General features: G+C 43.2%; 22 protein-coding genes and 2 pseudogenes. 1 reads left to right on the top strand and 23 read right to left on the bottom strand.

The features are described from left to right. Positions 1-481: 481 nt before the first annotated feature. Together ACYQ3Q_RS23975 and ACYQ3Q_RS23970 are read right to left on the bottom strand one after the other, a co-directional pair. Complete coding sequence (locus tag ACYQ3Q_RS23975) at positions 482-1207, bottom strand: TPM domain-containing protein (RefSeq protein ID WP_459930962.1); 726 nt, start codon at positions 1205-1207, stop codon at positions 482-484. Between the two features lie 66 nt (positions 1208-1273). Continuing rightward, positions 1274-1825 (bottom strand): LemA family protein, encoded by a 552-nt coding sequence (locus tag ACYQ3Q_RS23970; RefSeq protein WP_459930961.1) that lies wholly within the window; start codon positions 1823-1825, stop codon positions 1274-1276. A gap of 608 nt (positions 1826-2433) precedes the next feature. Here ACYQ3Q_RS23970 and ACYQ3Q_RS23965 point away from each other — a divergent pair. Continuing rightward, positions 2434-2955, top strand: a complete 522-nt coding sequence (locus ACYQ3Q_RS23965) for a DoxX family protein (protein WP_459930960.1) — start codon at positions 2434-2436, stop codon at positions 2953-2955. Positions 2956-3120: 165 nt separating this feature from the next. Here ACYQ3Q_RS23965 and ACYQ3Q_RS23960 read toward each other — a convergent pair whose 3' ends face one another. From ACYQ3Q_RS23960 to ACYQ3Q_RS23860, 21 genes and pseudogenes are all read right to left on the bottom strand, one after another. Then, positions 3121-5334 carry a sigma 54-interacting transcriptional regulator gene (locus tag ACYQ3Q_RS23960; RefSeq protein ID WP_459930959.1) on the bottom strand — a complete coding sequence of 738 codons (2214 nt, stop codon included), beginning with the start codon at positions 5332-5334 and terminating at the stop codon, positions 3121-3123. 402 nt (positions 5335-5736) lie between these two features. Beyond that, on the bottom strand, positions 5737-5919 hold the full coding sequence (locus ACYQ3Q_RS23955) for a hypothetical protein (RefSeq protein ID WP_459930958.1): 183 nt from the start codon (positions 5917-5919) through the stop codon (positions 5737-5739). After that, positions 5910-6574: pseudogene (locus tag ACYQ3Q_RS23950) on the bottom strand (NAD(P)/FAD-dependent oxidoreductase). Before ACYQ3Q_RS23950 ends, ACYQ3Q_RS23955 begins: the two are co-directional and overlap by 10 nt. Positions 6575-6935: 361 nt before the next feature. Beyond that, the gene (locus tag ACYQ3Q_RS23945; protein ID WP_459930957.1) at positions 6936-7595 is read right to left on the bottom strand and encodes a hypothetical protein; all 660 of its coding nucleotides are present in this window, start codon (positions 7593-7595) and stop codon (positions 6936-6938) included. After that, on the bottom strand, positions 7531-7926 hold the full coding sequence (locus tag ACYQ3Q_RS23940; protein ID WP_459930956.1) for a cell wall-binding repeat-containing protein: 396 nt from the start codon (positions 7924-7926) through the stop codon (positions 7531-7533). Before ACYQ3Q_RS23940 ends, ACYQ3Q_RS23945 begins: the two co-directional genes overlap by 65 nt. A gap of 60 nt (positions 7927-7986) precedes the next feature. Continuing rightward, positions 7987-8841 (bottom strand): DUF6544 family protein, encoded by an 855-nt coding sequence (locus ACYQ3Q_RS23935; RefSeq protein ID WP_459930955.1) that lies wholly within the window; start codon positions 8839-8841, stop codon positions 7987-7989. Positions 8842-8900: 59 nt separating this feature from the next. Beyond that, positions 8901-9359, bottom strand: coding sequence for a MarR family winged helix-turn-helix transcriptional regulator (locus ACYQ3Q_RS23930; protein WP_034144068.1), 459 nt, complete (start codon positions 9357-9359; stop codon positions 8901-8903). Between the two features lie 108 nt (positions 9360-9467). Further along, positions 9468-10124, bottom strand: a complete 657-nt coding sequence (locus ACYQ3Q_RS23925; protein WP_459930954.1) for a 3-oxoacid CoA-transferase subunit B — start codon at positions 10122-10124, stop codon at positions 9468-9470. 14 nt (positions 10125-10138) lie between these two features. After that, positions 10139-10786: an acetate CoA-transferase subunit alpha gene (gene atoD / locus ACYQ3Q_RS23920; protein ID WP_459930953.1), complete on the bottom strand. Its 648-nt coding sequence runs from the start codon at positions 10784-10786 to the stop codon at positions 10139-10141. A gap of 31 nt (positions 10787-10817) precedes the next feature. Continuing rightward, positions 10818-10952 carry a hypothetical protein gene (locus ACYQ3Q_RS23915; protein ID WP_459930952.1) on the bottom strand — a complete coding sequence of 45 codons (135 nt, stop codon included), beginning with the start codon at positions 10950-10952 and terminating at the stop codon, positions 10818-10820. A 53-nt stretch (positions 10953-11005) separates the two neighbouring features. Then, positions 11006-11929, bottom strand: coding sequence for a beta-keto acid cleavage family enzyme (locus ACYQ3Q_RS23910; RefSeq protein ID WP_459930951.1), 924 nt, complete (start codon positions 11927-11929; stop codon positions 11006-11008). A gap of 37 nt (positions 11930-11966) precedes the next feature. Next, positions 11967-12989, bottom strand: coding sequence for a ketopantoate reductase family protein (locus ACYQ3Q_RS23905; RefSeq protein WP_459930950.1), 1023 nt, complete (start codon positions 12987-12989; stop codon positions 11967-11969). A 109-nt stretch (positions 12990-13098) separates the two neighbouring features. Then, positions 13099-14406, bottom strand: a complete 1308-nt coding sequence (locus ACYQ3Q_RS23900; protein ID WP_459930949.1) for a GntP family permease — start codon at positions 14404-14406, stop codon at positions 13099-13101. Between the two features lie 61 nt (positions 14407-14467). Further along, on the bottom strand, positions 14468-15433 hold the full coding sequence (locus tag ACYQ3Q_RS23895; RefSeq protein WP_459930948.1) for a 3-hydroxyacyl-CoA dehydrogenase family protein: 966 nt from the start codon (positions 15431-15433) through the stop codon (positions 14468-14470). A gap of 259 nt (positions 15434-15692) precedes the next feature. Further along, a complete protein-coding gene (locus ACYQ3Q_RS23890; RefSeq protein WP_459930947.1) occupies positions 15693-17078 on the bottom strand; it encodes a sigma-54 interaction domain-containing protein in 1386 nt (461 codons plus the stop codon). 255 nt (positions 17079-17333) lie between these two features. Continuing rightward, entirely contained in the window at positions 17334-19577 is a 2244-nt protein-coding gene (locus tag ACYQ3Q_RS23885; RefSeq protein WP_459930946.1) for a molybdopterin-containing oxidoreductase family protein, read from the bottom strand. Between the two features lie 14 nt (positions 19578-19591). Beyond that, positions 19592-19936, bottom strand: a complete 345-nt coding sequence (locus tag ACYQ3Q_RS23880; RefSeq protein WP_459930967.1) for a hypothetical protein — start codon at positions 19934-19936, stop codon at positions 19592-19594. 9 nt (positions 19937-19945) lie between these two features. Continuing rightward, positions 19946-20242 (bottom strand): annotated as a pseudogene (locus tag ACYQ3Q_RS23875) (winged helix-turn-helix transcriptional regulator); the annotation flags it as partial. A 53-nt stretch (positions 20243-20295) separates the two neighbouring features. Further along, positions 20296-20442, bottom strand: coding sequence for a hypothetical protein (locus ACYQ3Q_RS23870; protein ID WP_459930945.1), 147 nt, complete (start codon positions 20440-20442; stop codon positions 20296-20298). Further along, complete coding sequence (locus ACYQ3Q_RS23865; RefSeq protein ID WP_459930944.1) at positions 20439-20801, bottom strand: 4Fe-4S binding protein; 363 nt, start codon at positions 20799-20801, stop codon at positions 20439-20441. The genes ACYQ3Q_RS23870 and ACYQ3Q_RS23865 overlap by 4 nt, the downstream gene beginning before the upstream one ends. 85 nt (positions 20802-20886) lie before the next feature. After that, entirely contained in the window at positions 20887-22005 is a 1119-nt protein-coding gene (locus tag ACYQ3Q_RS23860) for a two-component system sensor histidine kinase NtrB (RefSeq protein WP_459930965.1), read from the bottom strand. Between the last annotated feature and the right edge of the window lie 54 nt (positions 22006-22059).

The raw sequence follows: 22059 nt of genomic DNA, 5'->3' as shown, positions 1-22059 counted from the left end.
TAACTTGAAGAAGATGATTCGCTCATGATTTTATTTTGAAACTCTTTCGAGTTTCTCTCATTGGCTGTCCTTGTTGTTTAGTTTTCAAAGACCATGACTCTTTAGCCGTTTTGCGGCCGGATTTACATCTTAGCATTTCCAACTCTCGTTGTCAATAACTAATTTCCGTAAGTTTTGATCAAGTAGCTTGAAGCCTTGACTCCTTACATTTCGATCACTGTGCTTCTTAGCTCATTTGAGCCGGATACATATCTTAGCATTTACAACTTCAGTTGTCAACCAGTAATTTACTTCATCTTAAATTGAAAAGTTCGGAGCTTTTGCTCCGTTTGCTTTCCAGTCGTTGTGCGTTTTTAGGCGCTCAGTAAGAATACACCCTTTAGCATGTGCTGTCAACTGTTATTTTATTTCGAACATTGGATACTCGTATGACCCTCGGATGACACCATACTCTTTGTCCCCTAAAAATTCATAATGGTGTTCACCAACGCCTGGAGCTTCCTCCGCCTCCACCTGAACCACCACCGCCACCGAATCCGCCACCACCACCGCCTCTGCCCCGGAATAACATTCCCAATATCAAGCCGAAGAAGAAACCGTTAAACAAGCGCTGATCAACCCAAAACAACAGGATGATCAGGATAAAGAAAATAACTTTAGCCCAGGTTGGCAGGGGCTCATCTGTTGCGGATGAGGATGAATTGGGAAACGCTTGTGGCGAATTGATTTCTAAGGTTACTTGATACTCTTTAGCCACTTCAAGGGCTAAGGCACTGTATCCATTTAGAATTCCCTGATCGTAATCATTATTTTGAAAAAGCGGGATCATATACTCATCTTGAATTTGACCCGTCTTGGCATCCGGCAAGACTCCTTCCAGCCCGTAACCGACCTCAATCCGAGAGGCTCGATCCGTTGGAGACACAAGAATGAGCAGTCCATTGTTCAATTTTTCATCACCGATCCCCCATCCCCGCAAGATAGCTAAGGCATGTTCCTCAGGTGATGTTCCGTTCAGACTTTTTACCGTGACGACCACGATCTGAGCCTTCGTTTTTTGCTCTAGAGCGGCAGACGTTCGCACAATCATTTGTTCCGTAGTTTGATCCAGAACGTCGGCCTGATCTAAAACGAAAAATTCACTGCTCGGCCGGGGGATGGGAAGGTTATCCGCCCTCAAGGGGGATGCTATCGTAAGTAAAAACAAAACTAACAGCGCAAGAAGGGGTATCCTCTTCATGGGCTTCATTCCCTTCATAAAAACCTTCTAACTTTAAAACTTGACCGCAGGGACATTGTTTACATTGGTATTCGGCTTGAAGTACTCTCTTTGCCCAAAGCCCAAGATTCCGGCATATAGGGATGTGGGAACCGTCTTGATTTTAGTATTGTAGCTCTGCACAGAATTATTATAGTCCATTCGAGCGGTAGCAATGCGGTTTTCTGTCCCGGCTAGCTCATCTTGTAAGGCCCGAAAGTTTGCATCCGATTTGAGCTGAGGATAACTTTCGGATATGGCTAATAATCTTCCTAGAGCACCAGTTAATGCCTGATCAGCTTGAGCTGCATCTCCTACCGTTGCAGCACCGGCTAATTTTGCCCTTGCTTCAGCAACTGCGGTAAAAACTTCTTTTTCCTGCGAAGCATATCCCTTTACGGTCTCTACTAAATTAGGAATCAAATCTGCTCTGCGCTGCAACTGGTTTTGAACCTGACTCCAACTTCCATTAACACTTTCCGAGATCTTTACTAGATTATTGTAACCAGAGATCATCATCACTACCAGAAGGACAATTATACCTATTGGAACTAACCATTTTTTCATCATAAAACGCCTCCTATATTAGGTATACCAAATTCACCTCTAGTTTAACATTAGATTTGAGCTCTAACAACTAATATAAGGAAAGTAAGAGTAACAATCGATCAACGTTAACGTCGTTTTTTAGTAGTTAACGTCGTAGTTAGTCTTTAATTAGGATTGTAAGACTTTTCTTATTAAATTTTATCCTTATTATCCCAATATTAACAACATTTAATTTAAGGTAAAGAAGTTTTGACTAGATTGGGTGCCTTTAAGGATAATTCTTCTCTTAGTGTTAACCAAGCTAACCAAAGTTTCAAACGATTTGGGTATGATTAGTTAACGGATTATAGAGATAGATTACAAAAGTGTTGACTAGTTAACACTTTTGTAATCTAAAAATGGCTATTTGCTCTATTTTTCGCTTTGGCATTGTTTTTGCAATACAAATTGTGGAGAGACAATGTTCCGATTGACTGAGCTTGTGATAGTTATTATTAGAATAATACAGATAAGCGTCTAAAAACTAACGATAGGGAGGAATAACGAAGTAGCTAGCTTATCAATCTCAGTACTTTTACTAGAAATTTTACTAAATTTGAAAATATTTTAAAGGAGGATTTATATTTATGACATCTTATTTTGGAGCAGTAAAAGAGCAATTAAAAGATCGGAAAGTAGCTTTTCTAGTGATTATCTTCACAGTAGCAAGACTAATTTATGGATGGTCATGGTTTCAGGCTGGACTTCATAAACTAGCTTGGTTTAGTGATGGTAAACTTAATTCAACTGGAAAAATTGGAACTCTTATTAAAAATATAGCGGGTCCGGAAGTTAAGAGTTTTGATCCACTTTATATTAACAAAGCATGGGCTTGGGTTGCCCAAAATATCTTCCAAGGCATGCCAGGGGTAACTGATGGCTTAGTGGTTATTCTTGAAATAGCCGTTGGTTTAAGTATGATTTTAGGATTAAGAATATTCTGGACTGCTATCATAGCAATGTTCATGAATGTACAGTTCATAGCTGGCGCATCATTTAATAACTTCGGTTATATTTGGACTAACCTTGCTATGATGGAATTTGCAAAATATGCCGAACTTCTTGGAGTAGATGGATACCTTAAATATAAACAAAACAAGGCTTATTAAACGAAAACAAGCCGAACTTTGCTGTTGTTACAGGAAAGCAAGTACAAATACTATGTATGATTTTGTAAATAATAAAGTTATTATAGCAAAAACCTTAGAATAAAATTCTAAGGTTTTTGCTATTAAATGACAATGACTTATGACTAACAATATCCAGACAGCAGCTTACGATTGAAGACCAAGACGCTTTAATTTTTTCCATAAGCCAGTACGTGTAATCCCTAAATAATTCGCTATTGCTGTCTTATTTCCCTCAAATTCGCTTAACAAGCGTTCAAGTTTCTGATACTCCGTCTCCGCTTCATTGCCATCTTGAGTGTACAATTCAGGGGGAAGATCCCGGGAGTGAATCACTTGACCTTCAACAAAAACAAACAGTCGGTTGATCACATTTTGAAGTTGGCGTACATTTCCAGGCCACGAATATTTAAGAAACTGAACTCTCGCTTCAGGTGAGAGAAGCTTTACTGGCGTTCCGTGTGTTCTAGATAAAAAATGAAGCATGCTTAGGGCTAATTCAAGGATATCCATACCGCGTAGGCGTAAGGGTGGAAGCTGTAGTTCTATAGCATTTAGGCGATACAGTAAGTCTTCCCGGAATTCTCCTTGTTTGACCATTAACTTAAGATCACGGTGAGTTGCTGAGATAATTCGCACATGAACTGGAATGGGTTTACTCGACCCCAGCGGCTCTACTTCCTGCTCTTGAACCACTCGTAAGAGCTTTGCTTGTAGTTCCAAAGACAGCTCTCCAATTTCATCCAAAAAAATTGTTCCCTCATCCGCTAACAGAAATTTCCCTTTTTTACCACCCTTTAACCCTCCGGTAAATGCACCTTCCTTATAGCCAAAGAGCTCAGACTCTAAAAGATTAGGAGGTATTGCAGCAGCGTTAACAACAATAAACGGACCTTTTGAGGAAGGGCCAAATTGATGAATAGCTTTGGCAAACAGTTCTTTACCAGTTCCTGTCTCCCCAGTAATCAGGATCGGAAAATCGTATTTAGCTGCGACTGAGGCTTGGTGAACGGTATTCCGGACAACTTCTGATGAACCTATAATCTGTTCAAACCCCTTTGGAACAGGGGAAATTTGTATCCTCTGCGGACTCGTTTCAACCTGGATATCTTGGGGCATATTCGAAAGAATAAGGCCGAGATGGTCTGAGGCGAACTTAAAAATACCTGCTGCAGCTAACGATAAAGCAAATTCGTCTGAAGTTACCCCAGTAAGTGCGGCAATGATTTTTCCTTCTTGGTTTTCAATCGGTGCATATAGAATCGCCGTTATACCTTGACCACCTATACCTAGTTCGATACTTTGAAAACGAGGATCTGCAAGATTAAAGGCGACAATACTCTTTGACTTGATCATTTCCTGAATTCCAGTATTTGAGAGGAAGGTGCATTTACCTTGTCCCTCAAAGGTTTTGCATGCTCCTGCAATACATGTACACTGTTCCCCTTCTTGATCGATAAGACAAATTCCGACACGCTCTATTTTAGAATTCAGACCTAATTGAGTACAATATTGATCCAAAAATTCGTGCGTAAAGTGACCTGAAACAGTCGATGTTATCGTTTGAAGCAGGGTTGAGGTACCCAATGTTTGAAACTCATGTTGAAGCTGGACACCCGCATAGAAAAAAGACTGGGCTACTAACTTTGCAAGAATCTCAAAAAACATGGCATCTTCGATTTGAAATCGTCCTGCCTCCGAACTAGCTAAGAGAATCGCTCCGATCACCCCATGATCATAGATAATCGGAACTCTGAGAATAGATCGGAATCCTGTTCGATAGAGTTGGGGATCCTCTCGAAAAGAGAACCCCTCTGAAGACAAGGTTTCCACAAGATGCAATGCTTCATTTTGAAATATCCACCCCAATCCGGAGTCCGTTATGGAGCGATAGGCGGTATGCAAGGTCCCTTCAACCTCTATCCCAATAGAGTATTCATAGGTATACTTGCGAAGGGTTCGATCCACCCTCATCAAATCAAATCGTTCAAACGTAGCAGCTTCTTGTACAAGACTAGCGATGCGTTGACTCACAACGCTGGGATCGGCCGTAAAATCTTCAAGGATTTGTTCAAAGGGAGAGGGGAGATGGGTAAGAAAATCCACCTCATCACCAATTAGAACAAGTCTGTCACTCGTTCCATTGGCAAGAAAGACTTGAACAAACAAAACCTCACCTGACGGTAAAATCCTAGATTCCACTAAAGATGGATCCGAATAATCATCGAGGATTTTAAGTAAAAAGTTTGTACTGAGTTTTTTTAGCAAACCTTGACCTTGAAGATTTGTAAGTGTAACCTGTTGCTCTGCATTAACTCGGATTATGGCATAGGGAAATTGATCTAACAGTTGTTTTTTCATGGTTGATTTCTCCTTAGCCAAGCTTATCTAGACAAAAAATATTGCTTTTTGTCGATTATACGACACTTCTTTTAGTATTACTACCTAAAAATAGTGTATAAGTTAATAATGTTGACCCCAATAAGATGAAAAGTTAACAACAAATTCATCAGCCTGAACAAATTCAGCCGCAGCTTCTACGTAAGGCTTTCAAGGTGCGATTTTACTAGTTCATCAATCTCTTGAATACTGGAGCTAATTATTTCAACGTGATCTTCAACAGGATTGATACTGTTCACTGTAACAACTCCCTTCAAAATCTCCCTAGTTCAATTCGACATCTCTACAAAATCAATCCATTGGCCGCCGAACCCTTTCCAGCGCATATTGTTGAGGTAATGCACTCCCCGTGAGTTTATAATTTTAAAAAATAAGGCATTCTGGAAGGTGCCCTTTGGCAAATCGCTCGGGATGGAATAAACTAACGTCGATCAGCTCAGTTCTGCCGTTCAAGATTAAGTCTGCCATGATTTGCCCAGCGGCAGGAGCGTGCATAAAGCCGTGCCCGCTGAACCCGTTAGCCAAAAAGAATCCTTTCAATTCCATTGCTTCGCCTGGGCAGCATACGGACCAGCCGCATTCACGATGAGTGGGCTCCAAATCGTCCCCTGCTTGGTTTGGACACCTTTAATAGTATCTCCATGATGAATGATTTTTGTAGCTTCCCGGCCAAAATGAACCTCAGCACCTTGACGGCGCACCGCTGCATAAAGTGCTGCCAAAACAGCAAACGGGTCAGCATAGGCATCCCACGGGCACAATGTTCCGCCCAGAAAGCGGTCTCTATTGAGATATGGGAAATTGCTTAGTAGTTCTTCATGGTTTAAGATTTTCATGGGGATACTTTCTGACTTAGCTTGTTCCGTTGTCAATTGCAAATGATTCCACAATACCTTATTAGCGGCCAACATTAAATACCCTTTTCTACGTACCAAATTGGGGTATCAAAAGCCGACTCGAAATTACGGAAGAAATCTCTACCGAGAAGACTTAGACGTCGAAGCTGGGGACTGCTGAATTGATAGCGGATACCGCCAGTGCCTTTGCCGGTAGAACCCAAGCCCAGTATTTTCTCCTTTTCCAATACGGTGATCGATAGTTTGGGATCTGCCTCCAGAATATGATAAGCAATGCTTAAGCCAACAATACCAGCACCAATAATTATAATATCTGGATTATGCTGTTTACTACTAATGTTCATTATGTTTCACCTGCCTGCAAATCCGTAACCCAGATTGACAATTAATGCACAAATCACTGCTAAAAGTAAGCCTTGGCGCAATGAAATCCGATTGTACAGCCAACCAGTAAAAAGGGTTAATTGGCAAACGAATAAAACGATTAATGGAAAGTAGTATACCTACCTCCCACAGAGAATCTAAACCTGCTCTAGATAATCCTTCTGAATAAACCACTACCTCGCAAAGCTTTCTTCAATCTCCTCTGAAATCGTGAAAATACATCCATGAACATGCAAAAAGCCAGAGCGTTCAACTTATTTGACGTTCTGGCTTTTAAATATCAACTATACTTCTTGCTTGTGTTATTACAGCACATTTAGGTTATTGATCAACGATTAGAATACTTAAGTTCGCTACCGGAGCGCCGTTCGTCAGATCCCTAGTCCCTGTCTTAACATAGTTAACCGTGACGTAAGCATCAGTACTCACAATTGATGAGCTCAGAGCCAGAGTTACCTTTGTACCGGATACCGTAACTTTGGTAATTGTCGGGTTCGACGCTACCCCCACTACCTTAAAAGCTTCCGGATCGCCAATCGAGCCAATCAAAGCCTTGTTCATCGTTAAGACAATGTGTCTGCTGTCCGATATCGCCGCGCTAGACACGGTAGCTGCCAAAGGAACAACTACATTTTGCGCTGTTCCGAAGTAATAGCCGCCTTTCGCCGCTGTTACCGTATAGGTATGACCAGCCGTTAACGTTGCGGAAATCTTATAGGTCGCGCCACTATTCGTTGTCAAGGCCGAGCTGATCGTCACGCGTGTGCCGCCATTCATCAGTATGAAATCACTTGCGTTTAAACCATTCAATGCCGGGTTTACTGCCAGGGTAAACCCTGTAGTCGAAGGTTCACTCACCGTCAACGCTTCTGAGGGTGTTGTTGTTTCTTCATCGTTTTCTAACACATCATTAATTCTATCGATCAGGCGTTGCGGAACTGCGCCTTCTCCGCCTACAAACGTTAACTTGGGGATGCACATTATTATTTCTTAGCATGACCAAATAGTCGTTTAGACTCTTCGGCAAATTATTACTCTTGGGATCTACCAAAAGAATGGGTGCATTATGAGTAGCCGCAAGCGTGCTACCAGAGAGTGCATCCGCAAAATCAAAGCCATTAGCAACATAAATTTGAGTAGGATTTGGATAGAATTTATTTAAGATTAACGCTAAGGTTTCAAAACGATCATAACCACCCAGGCGTTGGATTTTTGAATTGGGCGATAGGGTTTGGATTTGCTTGTATACGCCATTATTGATAATCCCTTCCCCACCGACGATATAAATATCGGTTGGTTGGTCGCTGATCAAAAACTCCTGAACGGATTGAGGAAGGTTAGAGGGATTATAGGGATTTTTAAGATTGTATTCCTAATATCGAGCCAGGTTATTGTACTCCATTTCTTTAACTTCAAAATTATACCATTCGAAATCTCCCGTTTTAAATTTCCAAGTGATATATCCTTGCGACGGGATTTTAAAGCCCTCGAATTCCTTATATTCTTTCATCTCGCAAGACCAAGTTTCCATTCGGTACTCCCCATCAAAATCGCCATAACGCTGGGCAACGAAGCTTAAAATTTCTCCTTTCTCGTTAAACGTATAGACTCCCGATGCGCTTACCCCCCTATAACTCATGGTTACTTTAGCTGAGCTTGAGTCGATCTCTTCCCATTGGATATATTCACTAAGGGCTGCTGTAGGGAACCACATGATCTCTGCTAGATAGCGTAAGAGTGTTCCTTGGTCGATTTCTTTACCGCTCCCATCGGCAACCGTTTTAAGCGATAAAAGTTTAATGAGTAAATTACCACGACCCTCAGTATATTTATCCCTTCCCACGATGTGAAAAAGAGGCGCCATTTTAATGTCGACAGTCCAAATAAATCCGGGTTCTTCCGTTCTAAAGTACTGCTCAACTTGGGCATTCATCCAGGGCTGATTCTCTTTCAATCTTAAAGTAACCTCTTGCTTGGTGCGTGCCGAGACGATTTTCTCCTTACCGACGACTTGTGAGTTTTGCAACCAATTTTGAACAGGACTTGGTAATCCGTTCAAGTCGTTCTCACTGACGACTTCGTGCTTATTTCTTACAGCCTCATAGAACGTTTCCACTTCCTTCTTAACACTTTGATTGAAGTGGTAATGAGCGATCATTGAAGCGATCACAACCATCAATACAAGAATGAGGAGTCCGCTTATGATCATAAGAACAACCTTGGGCATAATTCAATTCAATCCTCCTCTCAAATTTAGGGGTCTGCCTTGCTTCTTGACTCATCCTTTTAAGTTTCTTCCATCTTGGTTAAATTAGATAACATTTTAACAAGCACTGCTCTTACTTTTGAAAGCTCATCTTTTTCAATGTCTTTAAAAACGGCTTCAATAAAAGCAACCCCCTTCCCTTCAGTTTTCGCCCAAAAAGCATAGCTTTCATCCGTTAAACTAATCTTAGTGGCTCTGGCATCTTTTTTGTCCTTTTCTAATTTAAGTAAACCCTTTTGCTCAAGTTTTAATGCAACTTGTTTAACATTTTGATGAGAACTTCCCATTTCTTTGGCAACCTCTTTAATAGTGGGTGGTTCGTCAAAAAGACTATCGATTACCACTGATAGCAACCACTGTTTAGTTGTAATATCATGATTGTTTAGTTCTCTTTCAAGTAAAGTATCCATTCTATTTGCAACCACGAAGATAGAACCAAAAATATATTGACCATCTTCCATTTTATCAAGCTTGCTCAACTATAATCCCTCCACAACAAAAATATAGGTAATATATTACCTATATTGGATAATATATTACCTTATTTTTAAAATGTCAATTCTTTTACCAAATTAATTAAGTGCCCCTCATAGTTCCATAGAACCAACAGTAGAAGGGACAATTAGCTTAGCTTCAGTCTTCGATTGGATTTCCTCAACAGTGACGCCCGGAGCTAATTCTTTCAGAACGATGCCATCTTTAGTTACTTTCATAACGCCTAGTTCAGTGACTATATAATCAACCTCATTAGCGGCGGTGAGTGGCAGTGTACATTTTTTCAGAATTTTAGGGGCACCTTTTTTAGTGGTGTGTTCCATAGCAATAATTACTTTCCGTGCTCCAGCTGCTAGATCCATAGCCCCACCCATACCAGGCACCATTTTACCTGGAACCATCCAGTTAGCCAGGTTTCCTTTTTCATCGACTTCCAAGGCACCTAGAACCGTAGCAGCCAAGTGCCCTCCTCTAATAAGTGCAAAGGACGTAGCACTGTCAAAACATACACCACCTGGGAGAATCGTTACAGGAGCTGCACCTGCGTTAACCACGTCTTTGTCTTCCTGATCTTGCGAGGGAGTAGGGCCTAGCCCGATAAAACCATTCTCAGACTGAAGCATAATGTTGCTCCCGGCAGGTATATAGTTTGCTACAGCCGTAGGCATCCCGATTCCCAGGTTTACTAAGTCGCCTTCTTTAAAGAAACGGGCTACTCTTTTGGCAATTATTTCACGCGGATTAGACATTTTCCTACTCCTCCTTAACCCTTTACTATCATGTCTACGACTGCACCTGGTGTGATAATCTCATCAGGATCAAGCATCCCTATTTCGACGATCTCTTCCACTTCAACAATCACGAAATCTGCAGCCATTGCCATAACGGGGTTAAAGTTTCTGGAAGTACGACGATAGACTAGGTTGCCATTTTTGTCAGCTTTCCAGGCTTTTATTAAAGCGATATCGGCTCTTAAAGGCAGCTCCAAAAGGTAGGTTCTTCCACCTTTAGTTATTTTATCTTTGCCTTCTTCGACAATTGTTCCTAAACCAGTAGGGGTAAGAAAGCCTCCTAGCCCAGCACCTGCAGAACGTATTCTTTCCGCTAGAGTGCCCTGAGGAACCAACTCAACTTCCATCTCCTTGGCATGCATTTGTCGTCCTGTTTCGGGGTTAGTGCCGACATGAGAAACAATGACTTTGCTGGTCTGCTTATTGACTACCAGCTTACCAACGCCTTTACCAGGAAAAGCTGTATCATTGGCTATTACCGTAAGATTCTTAACACCCTTCTCCACTAGACCGTCCACCAGACTCTCTGGAGTTCCTGTACCTAGAAATCCACCAATCATCACCCATTGGTTGTCGGTAAATCTAGCTAGAGCATCTTCCCTCTTAGCTACTTTACTCATAATTCTCCCCTCCTTTGGTTTATGATCAGGTTTACCATATTTCATACGTGAAAGCTGCATCTTGTAATCCTTTAACAGATGTCAGGAGGAACAATAGGGCTTCTCTTCTCTTCTCTTCTCTTCTTTTCTTTTCTTTTCTTTTCTTTTCTTTTCTTTTCTTTATCATTAACTTGGGAGCAAAGGATAGCTAGAGTTGCTATCCTTTCCCTACATTAATTATTATTTGGACAAGGCCAGTATTTCCCTGGCTTCAGCAGGTGTAGCAGGTTGAAGGTCTAACTCAGTCATGATCCTGACCATCTTCGCCACTAATTCACCATTGTTCTTAGCCAAGACTCCTTTACCTAGATATAAATTGTCTTCCATACCTACTCTAACGTGTCCGCCTAGGATAAGAGACATTGTAGTAGCAGGGAATTCAGCCTTGCCCGCTCCGATTACAGACCAGTTATACTTGCCAGTACCAAAGAGTCGTTCGGCTGTAGTATGCAGGTTCATGATGTCATAAGGAGTCGAACCGATGCCACCTAAGATACCAGTTACATACTGCATAGTAATAGGAGGTTTGACGATCCCTTTCTGGAGTAGATAAGCAATGCTGTACAGGTGACCCACGTCATAGACTTCCAGTTCAGGTTTGGTTCCGTTTTCATTCATGATTGTAATCATGGTTTCCATGGCGGCAAAGGTGTTTTCAAAGATAAAGCTCTTCGTCATATTAAGCATGGCCGGCTCCCAAGGGAACTTGAACTCTTTAATCTTGTCTGCGACAGGGAATAAGCCCCAGTTGATAGAACCAGCATTCATGGAAGCCAGTTCAGGTTTGAATTCGGGAACGACAGCTACTCGTTGCTCTACGGTCATGCCTGCGCCACCGCCAGTGGTAAGACAGATGATTACTTCTTGATTCTTGACCCGAATTTTGCCTACAATCTCGCGATACAGTTCCAGATCAGCAGAAGGCTGCCCTGTTTCTGGATTACGGGCATGGATATGGACTATGGCTGCCCCTGCATTTGCAGCATCAAGAGCGTTTTGAACTATTTGGTCCGGGGTGATAGGGAGATAAGGTGACTGGCTGGGTACATGAATGGACCCGGTAATTGCACAGCAGATGATTCGTTTCGCGGATGATACGGTCATTTTATGTTCCTCCTCGTTCTTTAAGGTTAATTTTCGTCTACGCTTCTGGAATTTCAGGTAGTTCAAACATATCAAGGTTCTCAAGCTTATAAGTGTACTTGCCTGCTTCGATGCCCTTAACTATTTCTACGACTTTATCACTAATGGGAGTAGCAATACCCAGCTTCTTACCCCAATCGGAAATAACCCCATCGATAGCGTCTATTTCTGTCTTTAAACCTTTCTCCAGGTCCTGGAGCATACTGGCCTTTAACAGACGGTGTGGTGAAAAGACAGCCTTATAGTAAGGGTATTTCGCAGCCCGTTCTTGCTTGTACTGGAAGGCCAAAACACTCAGGTCATGTCCCTGGAGAGGTTCCAGTTTAATCCCTCTGGCCTTAACGATTTCAAGGGTCTCGTTGCCTATGTGAACTGCACAGGCTAGCGCCTTTTCATTATCTAAGATGTCACCGTACGTACAGCCCAAGGCTGCAGACATACCACTCATGGTGGCATTCACAATTAATTTAGTCCAACGAATTCCTGCCAGATTTGGCACAATAATGGTCTCTGCAGAAAGGTTTAACAGTTCAGCTACCTTTTTTGTCCGTTCCCGGATGCTGCCATCCAGTTCACCAATATCATAACTCATCTTGTTGGGGTCGGATGTAAGCATAGAGACCCCGGGACCCACAAACGTTGCCCCCCAGCCCACAGTCCCGCTTAAGGTGCGCTCTTTACCGATGATTTCCGCTACGGCATCCTCAGGAACACCATTTTGCAGGGTACAGACGACACTGTCGGGACCCAGATGAGGCAGTAATTGTTTTAAGGCAACCTCGTTATACGTTTGCTTAACCAGATATAGGACCACATCATAAATCCCTGTCATCTCATCAGGCGTGATGGCTTTGACAGGAATAGTAAGCTCCATTGTTCCTGTAATAGTAGCCCCTTTTTCATTTAAAGCTTTAACATGTTCTTTGTTGGCATCAATTAGGATAATGTCTCCGCCATTCTTCGTGATGAGGGCCCCGGCTATAGTCCCCAAGGAACCCGCACCCATAATTGCTGTGCGCATAATATCTCCTCCTTGTTTGTTTTTTCTGACCTGTACTCATGTGAGCCTTGGCCCACATGAGTACCTGGTTTCATTGCTGTCAATGTTGCTCATCAGCGCCCAAAGAATTTCAGTAAAAGAATATTCCGATAGCGATGGCCAATGCTGTTGCCAGAAGAGGTATAATTACAGTCACTACACCGAGATCCTTATAGGCTTCTTTATGGGTCAAGCCCATAACCATCATCAATGTAATAACCGCTCCGGAATGGGGTAGAGAGTCTAGTCCACCGGAAGCTATAGAGGCAACCCGGTGTAACGCTTCTGGGCTTATACCAGTTTGTAGGAATGCCGGACCCATGGTTTTCATAAAGATGGTCAATCCACCACTGGCAGAACCTGTAATACCCGCTATAACGTTAACGGCAATGGCTTCGGAAACCAAAGGATTGAATTTCATGCCTAGGGCAAATTTAATAAACGCTTGGAAAGCTGGAACGTTCTGAACTACAAAACCAAAGCCAACAATAGCTGCAGTATTGATGAGAGCCATAACACTGTTTGCGCAACCATCATTAAGTGCCTTAAGAGGATTTTCAAAACGCTTCCAGTTCAGCACATAGGTCAGAATGATCCCAACTGCAAGAGCGATGCTAACCCCATAGAGAGCATCCATCTTCCCTTTCAGCAAGAAGATCACACCAATAACAATGAGTAAAGGCAAGAATGCCACTTTCCAATCAGGCAGTTTACTGGCATCGGCGAAAGATAGTTTTTCCATATTATCACGAGGACCTGGTACAAAATGCTCACCACTAGCCTTAGCTTTGTTAGCCTGACTTTGTACATACCAGACACCTGCGCCGAAGAGGAACAGCGAGCAGATAATACCCATCAAAGGTGCTGCCGTTGCTGTGGTTCCCAATACTTGAGCAGGGATCAGGTTCTGAATAGAAGGGGACCCTGGCATAGCTGTCATGGTAAAGGTTCCAGCTCCTATACCAACAGTCGCTAAAATAAGCCTCTTTGGTAAATCAGCTGCCTTAAAAAGGATTAAAGCCAGAGGATAGACAGTAAAAATAACGATGAACAGGTTAACTCCACCGTAAGTGAGGACGGAGGTAGCCAGAGCGACTACCAGAACGGCTCTGGATTCGCCAAACCAGCCCATTAATTTGTAGGAAATTGAGTTAGCACTTCCGCTTTCACCCATAACTTGACCAAATAATGCGCCCAGAACAAAGATTAAGAAATAGGTACCGGCAAAATACTTAAAGCCGTTGACGTAATCCACTGAAATGGATTTCCAAATATCGCCATTGTTAGTCAAAATAACGATGAGAGCACAAAGAAGAGAAGCAGGAATGATATTCCAGCCTTTATATGCCATAAAAATAATAACAGCGATGGCAATAAGTACACCCATAACACCTAACATTACGTATCCTCCTCTAGAATAATTTTGTCATTAAGTCCAAACGTAGTACTCTTTCCTTGTGTTAGAGCTTTTTGTGGAGCTTTAGCAGATCCACCAGCATGTCATTTCGAAAAAATGTAATTTCTTCTGTGGTATTGCCCGCTTCCTGTGGTCTATTGGCCATGGCCTGGTTTACTCCATCCTGAGACTTGTCCTGCCAGTTAGCGGGCCACTTCTTCCAATCGGCCATATCAGCCCACCACAACTCGACAGAAGGCCCTACATGGGCCAATAACCCTTTGATTCCATGTGTTCCACCACCAAGCTGAAATATCATGTTAGGACCTAAAATTCCAAAACGAAGACCGGGTCCGAAGAGTGCGGCTTTGTCTACATCCTCCACAGAACATACCCCACGAATTACTAGATCCACAGCCTCACGATAAAGTGCAACCTGCAGTCTGTTGGCGATAAAGCCCAGGGCTTCTTTCTGAAGTAGTATAGGTTCTTTACCTATACTCTGATAAAAATCAAAGGTACACTTAATTACCTCATCACTGGTATTGGGTCCCTTGGTTAATTCCACCAACGGTATTAAATGAACTGGATTATATGGATGTGCACCGAGACATCTTTCGGGATGTTTGGCGTTCTTGGCAATCTCACTTATCAATAAACCAGAAGTACTACTTGCAAAGATGGTATCTTTACTAGTGTTTTCCTCGATGGTAGCAAGGATTTCTTGCTTAATTGCGTACTTTTCCGGTCCTGACTCCTGAATTAATTGCACATCCCCGACTGCCTCTGCTAGATCGGTCATATAATTTATTACATTTTGGGACTCTAAAGCTTGCTCTTTGGTTAAGACATCTTTGGAAACTAAGAAATCCATATTAGAGCCAATTAAGGCCTTGGCAGAATCTAACTGTTGGATGTGGATGTCATAGACATTGACTTCGTAGCCTTTAATGGCAAAATTAAGGGCCCAACTATTCCCGATAAGACCAGAACCAATACAAGCAACCTTTTTAATGTCACTTGCTTTCATGTGTTATCACCTCCGTTCAGCAACAAATTTATAGTAGCCTCCCCAATCCACCTTTATCTAAGTTTGTTCACAAACACCTCCTTTGGTTTTGTTTACATACTGTCGCAATAAACGTGCCAAAATAAAGAAGCATGATTAAATGTCTAATCATGCTTCTTCTGGGCTTTTTATAAATTATCGAATTAATAAAACTGTCTGATTTACCCAACAGTTGTCCGGACTACCCGACAATTCATTTGCAGAATGATAATATGAAGTTTTAAGTTGTTCTAATATCATATTTTTTTAGTTTTTCGTAAAGTACACTCCTATTTATTTTTAATAACTTAGCAGCCATGCTTATATTGGCATTGGTCTGGGCAAGCACACGCACTATGGTTTCTTTTTCAGCTTTAACCCTTGCAGTTTGAAGACAAACCTCATTCTCGTTTCGACTTTTCTCCTTCTCCTTACGCAATAAGAAGTGTTCAAAAAGTTCAAGTTTAAGTTTGCCCTGCAAGGCTAAATTAGCGGCTCTTTCTATGGTATTTTCCATTTCCCGGATATTTCCGGGCCAATGATAATCCTGGAATAGTTTAATTACTTTATCGTCGATCCCAGTTATACTCAAGCCAAGTTCTTTGTTTATTTTGGAGATGAAATGTTCTACCAAAAAGGGGATATCCTCAAGCCGCTCCCGTAAGGGAGGAATTTCTATGCTCATAACGTTAATACGATAATAGAGATCCTCCCGAAAATTATCCCGATAAACCATATCGAGAAGATTTTGATTCGTTGTAAATATTAGTCTAACATCAATATCAATAGGTTTATTACCGCCGACTCTTTCAACCTCTTTTTCTTGAATGACTCTAAGCAACTTGGATTGAAGATACAGGGGCATCTGATTAATCTCATCAAGGAGCAATGAACCACAATTGGCTTGTTCGAATTTACCTACTTTTCCACCCTTTTTGGCTCCGGTAAAGGCTCCTTCTTCATAGCCGAATAATTCAGATTCAAGTAAATCAATTGGAATGGCAGCACAATTGAGCCTAACAAAAGAATTATGGCTCCGTGTACTAAGCTGGTGTATAGCATGGGCAACCAGTTCTTTACCAGTGCCTGTCTCTCCGGTTATCAGGACAGTAGACTTGGTCTGGGCTACTTTTCTTATTAATTCCTTCATCTTGATAAGGTTAGGAGAGTTGCCAATGATTTGATCCAGAGAGTATTTTGCGCCTCTTAATTTGTTCAATTCACTCTTATATTGATTTAATTCCTGGCTTAAATGAGCGATTTTCTGAATTGTAGCAAAAGTACTGACTTCATCCACCTTCGATAGAGAACTAAAGGCTGCTACTCCAATTATCTCCCCATCTTTTCTAACTGGTATCCTGTTAACCAATACAGACTCACCATTCTTAAGTTTAAACAAGGAACCTATTTCTTCGCGTCCTGTCCTAGCTACAATATGCATCCGTGTACCAGGGATTACATCCATAACATCTTTTCCGATGACTTCGTGTCGATCTACTTGCAAGATCTCCGCATATCTGTCATTTAAAAAGATAATCTTGCCGTCTAAATCTGTTACCACGACACCCTGCATAGACTCTAAAACATAATTGAAAATGTCCTTGTTCTCTTTAAGGATATCTGGCATAACTATTCACTCCCTATTAGAGTCTTTGGTTTCAATCTTAACACACTATTCTGAATTTTACACTGTTGTTTCCCCAAGAGCTTTAGAAAAATCCCCTCTTGCCTATTACCCATGCAAAAGAATAGTTCAATGCCTTTGAGAATCATCTATGTGAATAAAAGAGAAATGCAGCCATCTAGTATATGACTGCATTTCATTATATATAGTTACTACTTACCATGCCTGGGGACTATCAATTCTACTTCAGGGAAACATTCAACCGACAACCGCTTCCACCCGACACTGGACATAACGATGTAATGGCGTACCTGCAATATGGTCGCGGTGAGTGTTTTTGGTCAAACGATTGATGCCAACACCGAATACCTCCCCGTTAAATTCCAACCCAAAGCCGTGCGGGAGGATCACCATTCCCGAGCGAGTATCCGTCGTGGTTTCCAGTTCGATGTTCACCGTCCCTGCCTCAGTGGTAATCTTCACAAGTTGTTGGTCACTTAGGCCCATCCGTTCGGCGTCATCCGGATTCATGGCTAAGGTACAAGCTCTTCGCCCACGGTTCCACTCCGGATTGCGCATTAGAGTATTGGCATTCTCGTCCGTGTGCCTTCCGGCCATCAAAATAAACGGGTAGTTTTCATTAGTCTGCAATTGTCCTCTTTCAGACTCTGGGGTTATACCTTTAACCCACTCTTCAACTTCCGGGATAAATAAGTTAATGCGGTTATCGTCGGTTTTTAGGTTGGCAAAGTTGTTGTCCGGATCCACCTTACCGATCCACAACCCTTCAGGGTGATCGAGGATGGCTTGGAAGATGTCATCACCCATGGTGAGACCGGGTTTGAAGCCGGCCCGTGCTGCATTTTCCTTAAAGCTCCGAGGAACTGTCTGCAGCAAAGCCCACATCCAAGCTAAGTTAAACGATCCCATTTCTTTACCCAGGGTCTTGGCCACCACAAAGGGCATCGTCGCAGTTAACTTGGGGTCGGATTGCATATATGCGTATAACGCCTGGCCATATTCAAGCCGGGATTTGCCTGCTGCAGCATAGAGTGATTTCGGAATGTCCGGTATAAAGCCTAGTTTGTCAGCCAGACGGGTAAAGATCTCACTCCCCTCCAGGGGTTCACCCTCTGGTTCCACGATGGGCCTGCGCATCTGGCAGTATATTTCGGGATAATTGAGCTGAAAGTAAGTAGTATCCCAACGCTCGTAGAGCGAGCGATCCGGTAGAACGTAATCCGACATCATGGCTGTCTCCGTCATGGCAATATCGATTGTGACCAATAGATCCAGCTTCGAGAAGGCTTGTTCATAGGCCGAGGTATCAGCAAAAGAGCGCACGGGGTTACTGGATGAGACGAGAACTGCACGTAACCGCTCCGGGTGATCATTGTTAATTTCTTCTGGCATCACGTTAGGCGGATGCATACCCAGAAGGGCAGAGTATCCTGTCGCCATGGTTTTCCAATACTTAGGATTTCGATCATCTGTGTGCGCACCCATGGTCATTAAATAGCCTGGAACAACATTCCCTCCTGGTACTAAAAGCCGCCCACAGATGGCGAGCAGTATGATCTCTAAATATGTAGTCACCGTGCTATGCCTGCCCATCAATACCCCGAGGTCTGCATGGAGCGATGATTTACGTGTGGCAAAAAGCTGGGCCACTTCTTTGACCTGATCATAGTCCAGTTCACATACCCGGCAGGCCTCTCGGGCATCAAATTCCCTAAACCAGGTGTTAATCTGCTCAAACTGACTGACATGCTGGTCAATATACTCCTGGTTTTGCCATCCCTCCTGTAAGATGATGGCAATCATAGCGCGGGTTAGTAATGCATCGGTACCCGGACGCAAAGCCAGGTGAATATCTGCTTTTGCAGCCGTCTCCGAACGTCGTGGATCTATAACCACCAACAGTTTGTCAGGGTCTTTGGACATCTGATCAAGAACCCGTCTAGCCTGGGGCATCTGATGACTCATCCAACCGTTCCAACCGATGGCAAGAAGCATATCGGTCCGGTCGTGATCGGGGATGGTAAAATTATATTGCCTCCCTATTGTTCGTCCATAACCCCAGAACAAACCGGTAAGCTCGCCAGCCAAGGCATTATAGTAATACTTGGAGCCCAGAGAACGTAAAAGACGAAGCCCAAAAACCGCTTCAGAGTGCCCCCCCAAGCCGCCGAGACCCATAAAGGCCAACGAACGGGGCCCGTGCTCATCAACGATAGAGCGTAGTTTCGCTGCTATCTCAGTGAGTGCCTGTTCCCAGGAGATGGGCACGAAATCGCTCCCTACTTTTTTTAACGGGTGTGTAAGTCGGTCGTTGTGATGTTGGTAAAACGCGATATTGAGTCCCTTCCGGCAAGCATATCCCTGGCTGCGGGGATTATCTTTGTCTGGTCTGACCTTAACAATTCGGTTGTTCTCCACTAGCGCCTCGAGACCACAGTTTTGACCACAAAGTACGCAACCGGTCTTTTTCCATTCGCTCAAGTTCAACCCTCCTCTTAATCCCTAACGACGAAGGTTCGCAAAAACTCCTCGACGCGTTCGGGTGTGCCATCGAGCTGCATAGATTGAACAAACTGATCTCGCTCACTCCGTTTGACGGCAAGGAATGTCGCCCACACTTCAGGGGATACCGTCACCCTGACATCAGGATCTGCTTCCTCACCTTTACGGGTTGACCATCGGTTACCGTCAAACGACAAGACATAGGTTCCACCATTCGTGAAACACATCAGCCAAGTTGCAGGCTGTGGCAACTTACGGCCACGTTTATTGAGGGAATCTGTGATGACACCCATTGCCAGATCCGGGCGAACCACTTCTCCCGGCAACGGCGGCCGCATTGCGTGCTTCAGGCCCCAATCCTTCATTGCTTCCACCACAGGACGAAGGTCTTCTCCTGCCGGCGTTAGCCTGTACCAGACTTCGCGGTGGCCCGGTTGTTCTTCCCGTTGGACAATACCAGCCTCCTCGAGCTCTCGCAGTGTGAGCGTAAGCCCCTTTGGTGTGATGTTAGTTGAATACTGCAACAAATCAGTAAACCGTTGTGGCTTAGTCAGCAGGTCTCGAATGATGGTAAACGACCATTTTCCGCCAATGACCTCTAGCGAAAAAGCTACAGGGCAATAATGGTTGTACTTGCGTGCCATGTGATTACCTTTCTAGAAGTAAGTATATTTTTTATAGTATCTTTAGTATAGTATTAATAGCTGATAGCTGTCAAGTACCCAATTGAATCAGGTATTTTGTCATTCGTGGTTTTCCAAAGATCAAGAGCCGATGTAATTCCTACGCTTCCAAAGATGACAACGATTACAGTCAATCCAAGAATGCTGGATTTCATTTTCATACTTGGTTTTCCCCCTTTGTCGAAAACTCAACCGTACTTGCAACTGGGCAGGTGTGTTCGGAGGTGCACTTCAGGCAGCTGATGCATTGGTGATTTCGGACTGTATTATTAGTGGATACGTTAATATTCATAGGACAAGCTTTGTCACAGGCTTTACAGTTAATACAACTGCTACTCTTTCTCTGAATTCTGAAGATCCTAAACAAGTTGAAAAGACCTAAAACAGCTCCATAAGGACATGCATATTTGCACCAGGGTCGTTCTATGAAAAATGATACGCTAATGGTTATTCCAAGAATAATTAAAGAAGGTAAGGCAACTTCTGATGACCAGAAGTTAACCCCCAGATTAACCCCCATAGTTTACTATAGTCAAATCTTCCATCTACAAATAATACTCGGCAGGACTTTCGTTCCGCCGAGTATTGAGCCATGATTTTTAAAATTAAACGGAAGGCAACAGTATCTCCACCCGAACCCCACGCTCACTCCGATTTGCTGTGGAGATCTTCCCCCCGTGCTGATCAAGAATGCGGTGCACAACGGACAACCCTAATCCAGTCCCTTTTTCCTTCGTCGTAAAAAACGGGTCATAAATATAGGGCATGGCATCTGGCGAAATACCGGGCCCCTCATCACTGACGGCGAAGCCTACAAAGCCACCCTTCTGAACCCCCTCTAGCTGAATCATCCCACCCTCCCCCTGTGCATCGATAGCATTGAGTAAAATATTGAGTATGACTTGCTTAATCTGATCCGGGTCCACCTCAACCTCTTGCTGGTCAATAGGATTTCGCACTTGTACTAACTCAATATGATTTTGCCATAGGGCAGGCTGGATTATGCTAACTCCTTCGTCCAAAAGTTTCCCCAGCGCAATCCGTTCACGTACCGGTTCTTTAGGACGGGCAAAGGACAGAAACTCGCTTACCAAGCGATTTAACCGTTCACATTCTTCCTGAAGTACCCGACAATAATCCGCAACGACTTCATCGTTGCTTTTTTCCTGGGCTAGCATTTGAATGCTCACTTTCATTATCCCCAAGGGATTGCGTATCTCATGAGCTAAGCCAGCACTCATATGCCCTAGGGCGGTTACTCGTTCCGTTCGCCGGATCTCACCCTCTAATCGTTCACGTTCCTGTCCTTCTTGCTTTAACTTCTCGACCAACTCTTTTTGAACCTTTAGAGCGAGCTGATATTTGCGTTTCGCCTTCCGCTCCTCTTCAGTCAAGAAGCCTGTTAACCAGCCGATGACGTTAATTAAGCCGACTTCTACCCACTGTGTATACTTAGCGGCTGGTGTCAACGTTTGCTGAAAATGCACCATCAGCGGTAGGAAAAGCAACGTGATGACAAAACTAGAAATGATCCCTCCTGCAGGTCCAAAACGCATAGCTGCATAAATTACCGGCAGATAATAGGCGAATTGCAGGAGAATGTGATAATCCACTTCATAATGATAATTCGTGTAGTGAATAATCGTCAGAACCGCCACGACAAGCCCAATAGCAATTAGATCAAAGATAGCCCGGGCACGGTTTTGTGCAGGGGGCTCAGGCATTTGATTCAGCAAAAGAAAACCTCCTCCCTTTCCTTGTTTCCTCGAACCAAACAA

The sequence above is a fragment of the Desulfosporosinus burensis genome (assembly GCF_054657535.1).
Note: the sequence above shows the minus strand (reverse complement) of the source record. Positions and strands in the feature narration are given on the sequence as shown.

Excerpts from the sequence above, each read along its gene's own strand:
- ACYQ3Q_RS23970 (WP_459930961.1), bottom strand. The coding sequence starts at position 1,825 with ATGAAAAAATGGTTAGTTCCAATAGGTATAATTGTCCTTCTGGTAGTG.
- ACYQ3Q_RS23965 (WP_459930960.1), top strand. The coding sequence starts at position 2,434 with ATGACATCTTATTTTGGAGCAGTAAAAGAGCAATTAAAAGATCGGAAA.
- ACYQ3Q_RS23960 (WP_459930959.1), bottom strand. The coding sequence starts at position 5,334 with ATGAAAAAACAACTGTTAGATCAATTTCCCTATGCCATAATCCGAGTT.
- ACYQ3Q_RS23955 (WP_459930958.1), bottom strand. The coding sequence starts at position 5,919 with ATGGAATTGAAAGGATTCTTTTTGGCTAACGGGTTCAGCGGGCACGGC.
- ACYQ3Q_RS23945 (WP_459930957.1), bottom strand. The coding sequence starts at position 7,595 with ATGTGCATCCCCAAGTTAACGTTTGTAGGCGGAGAAGGCGCAGTTCCG.
- ACYQ3Q_RS23935 (WP_459930955.1), bottom strand. The coding sequence starts at position 8,841 with ATGCCCAAGGTTGTTCTTATGATCATAAGCGGACTCCTCATTCTTGTA.
- ACYQ3Q_RS23925 (WP_459930954.1), bottom strand. The coding sequence starts at position 10,124 with ATGTCTAATCCGCGTGAAATAATTGCCAAAAGAGTAGCCCGTTTCTTT.
- atoD (WP_459930953.1), bottom strand. The coding sequence starts at position 10,786 with ATGAGTAAAGTAGCTAAGAGGGAAGATGCTCTAGCTAGATTTACCGAC.
- ACYQ3Q_RS23915 (WP_459930952.1), bottom strand. The coding sequence starts at position 10,952 with ATGATAAAGAAAAGAAAAGAAAAGAAAAGAAAAGAAAAGAAAAGAAGA.
- ACYQ3Q_RS23910 (WP_459930951.1), bottom strand. The coding sequence starts at position 11,929 with ATGACCGTATCATCCGCGAAACGAATCATCTGCTGTGCAATTACCGGG.
- ACYQ3Q_RS23905 (WP_459930950.1), bottom strand. The coding sequence starts at position 12,989 with ATGCGCACAGCAATTATGGGTGCGGGTTCCTTGGGGACTATAGCCGGG.
- ACYQ3Q_RS23900 (WP_459930949.1), bottom strand. The coding sequence starts at position 14,406 with ATGTTAGGTGTTATGGGTGTACTTATTGCCATCGCTGTTATTATTTTT.
- ACYQ3Q_RS23895 (WP_459930948.1), bottom strand. The coding sequence starts at position 15,433 with ATGAAAGCAAGTGACATTAAAAAGGTTGCTTGTATTGGTTCTGGTCTT.
- ACYQ3Q_RS23890 (WP_459930947.1), bottom strand. The coding sequence starts at position 17,078 with ATGCCAGATATCCTTAAAGAGAACAAGGACATTTTCAATTATGTTTTA.
- ACYQ3Q_RS23880 (WP_459930967.1), bottom strand. The coding sequence starts at position 19,936 with ATGCGGCCGCCGTTGCCGGGAGAAGTGGTTCGCCCGGATCTGGCAATG.
- ACYQ3Q_RS23870 (WP_459930945.1), bottom strand. The coding sequence starts at position 20,442 with ATGAAAATGAAATCCAGCATTCTTGGATTGACTGTAATCGTTGTCATC.
- ACYQ3Q_RS23865 (WP_459930944.1), bottom strand. The coding sequence starts at position 20,801 with ATGGGGGTTAATCTGGGGGTTAACTTCTGGTCATCAGAAGTTGCCTTA.
- ACYQ3Q_RS23860 (WP_459930965.1), bottom strand. The coding sequence starts at position 22,005 with ATGCCTGAGCCCCCTGCACAAAACCGTGCCCGGGCTATCTTTGATCTA.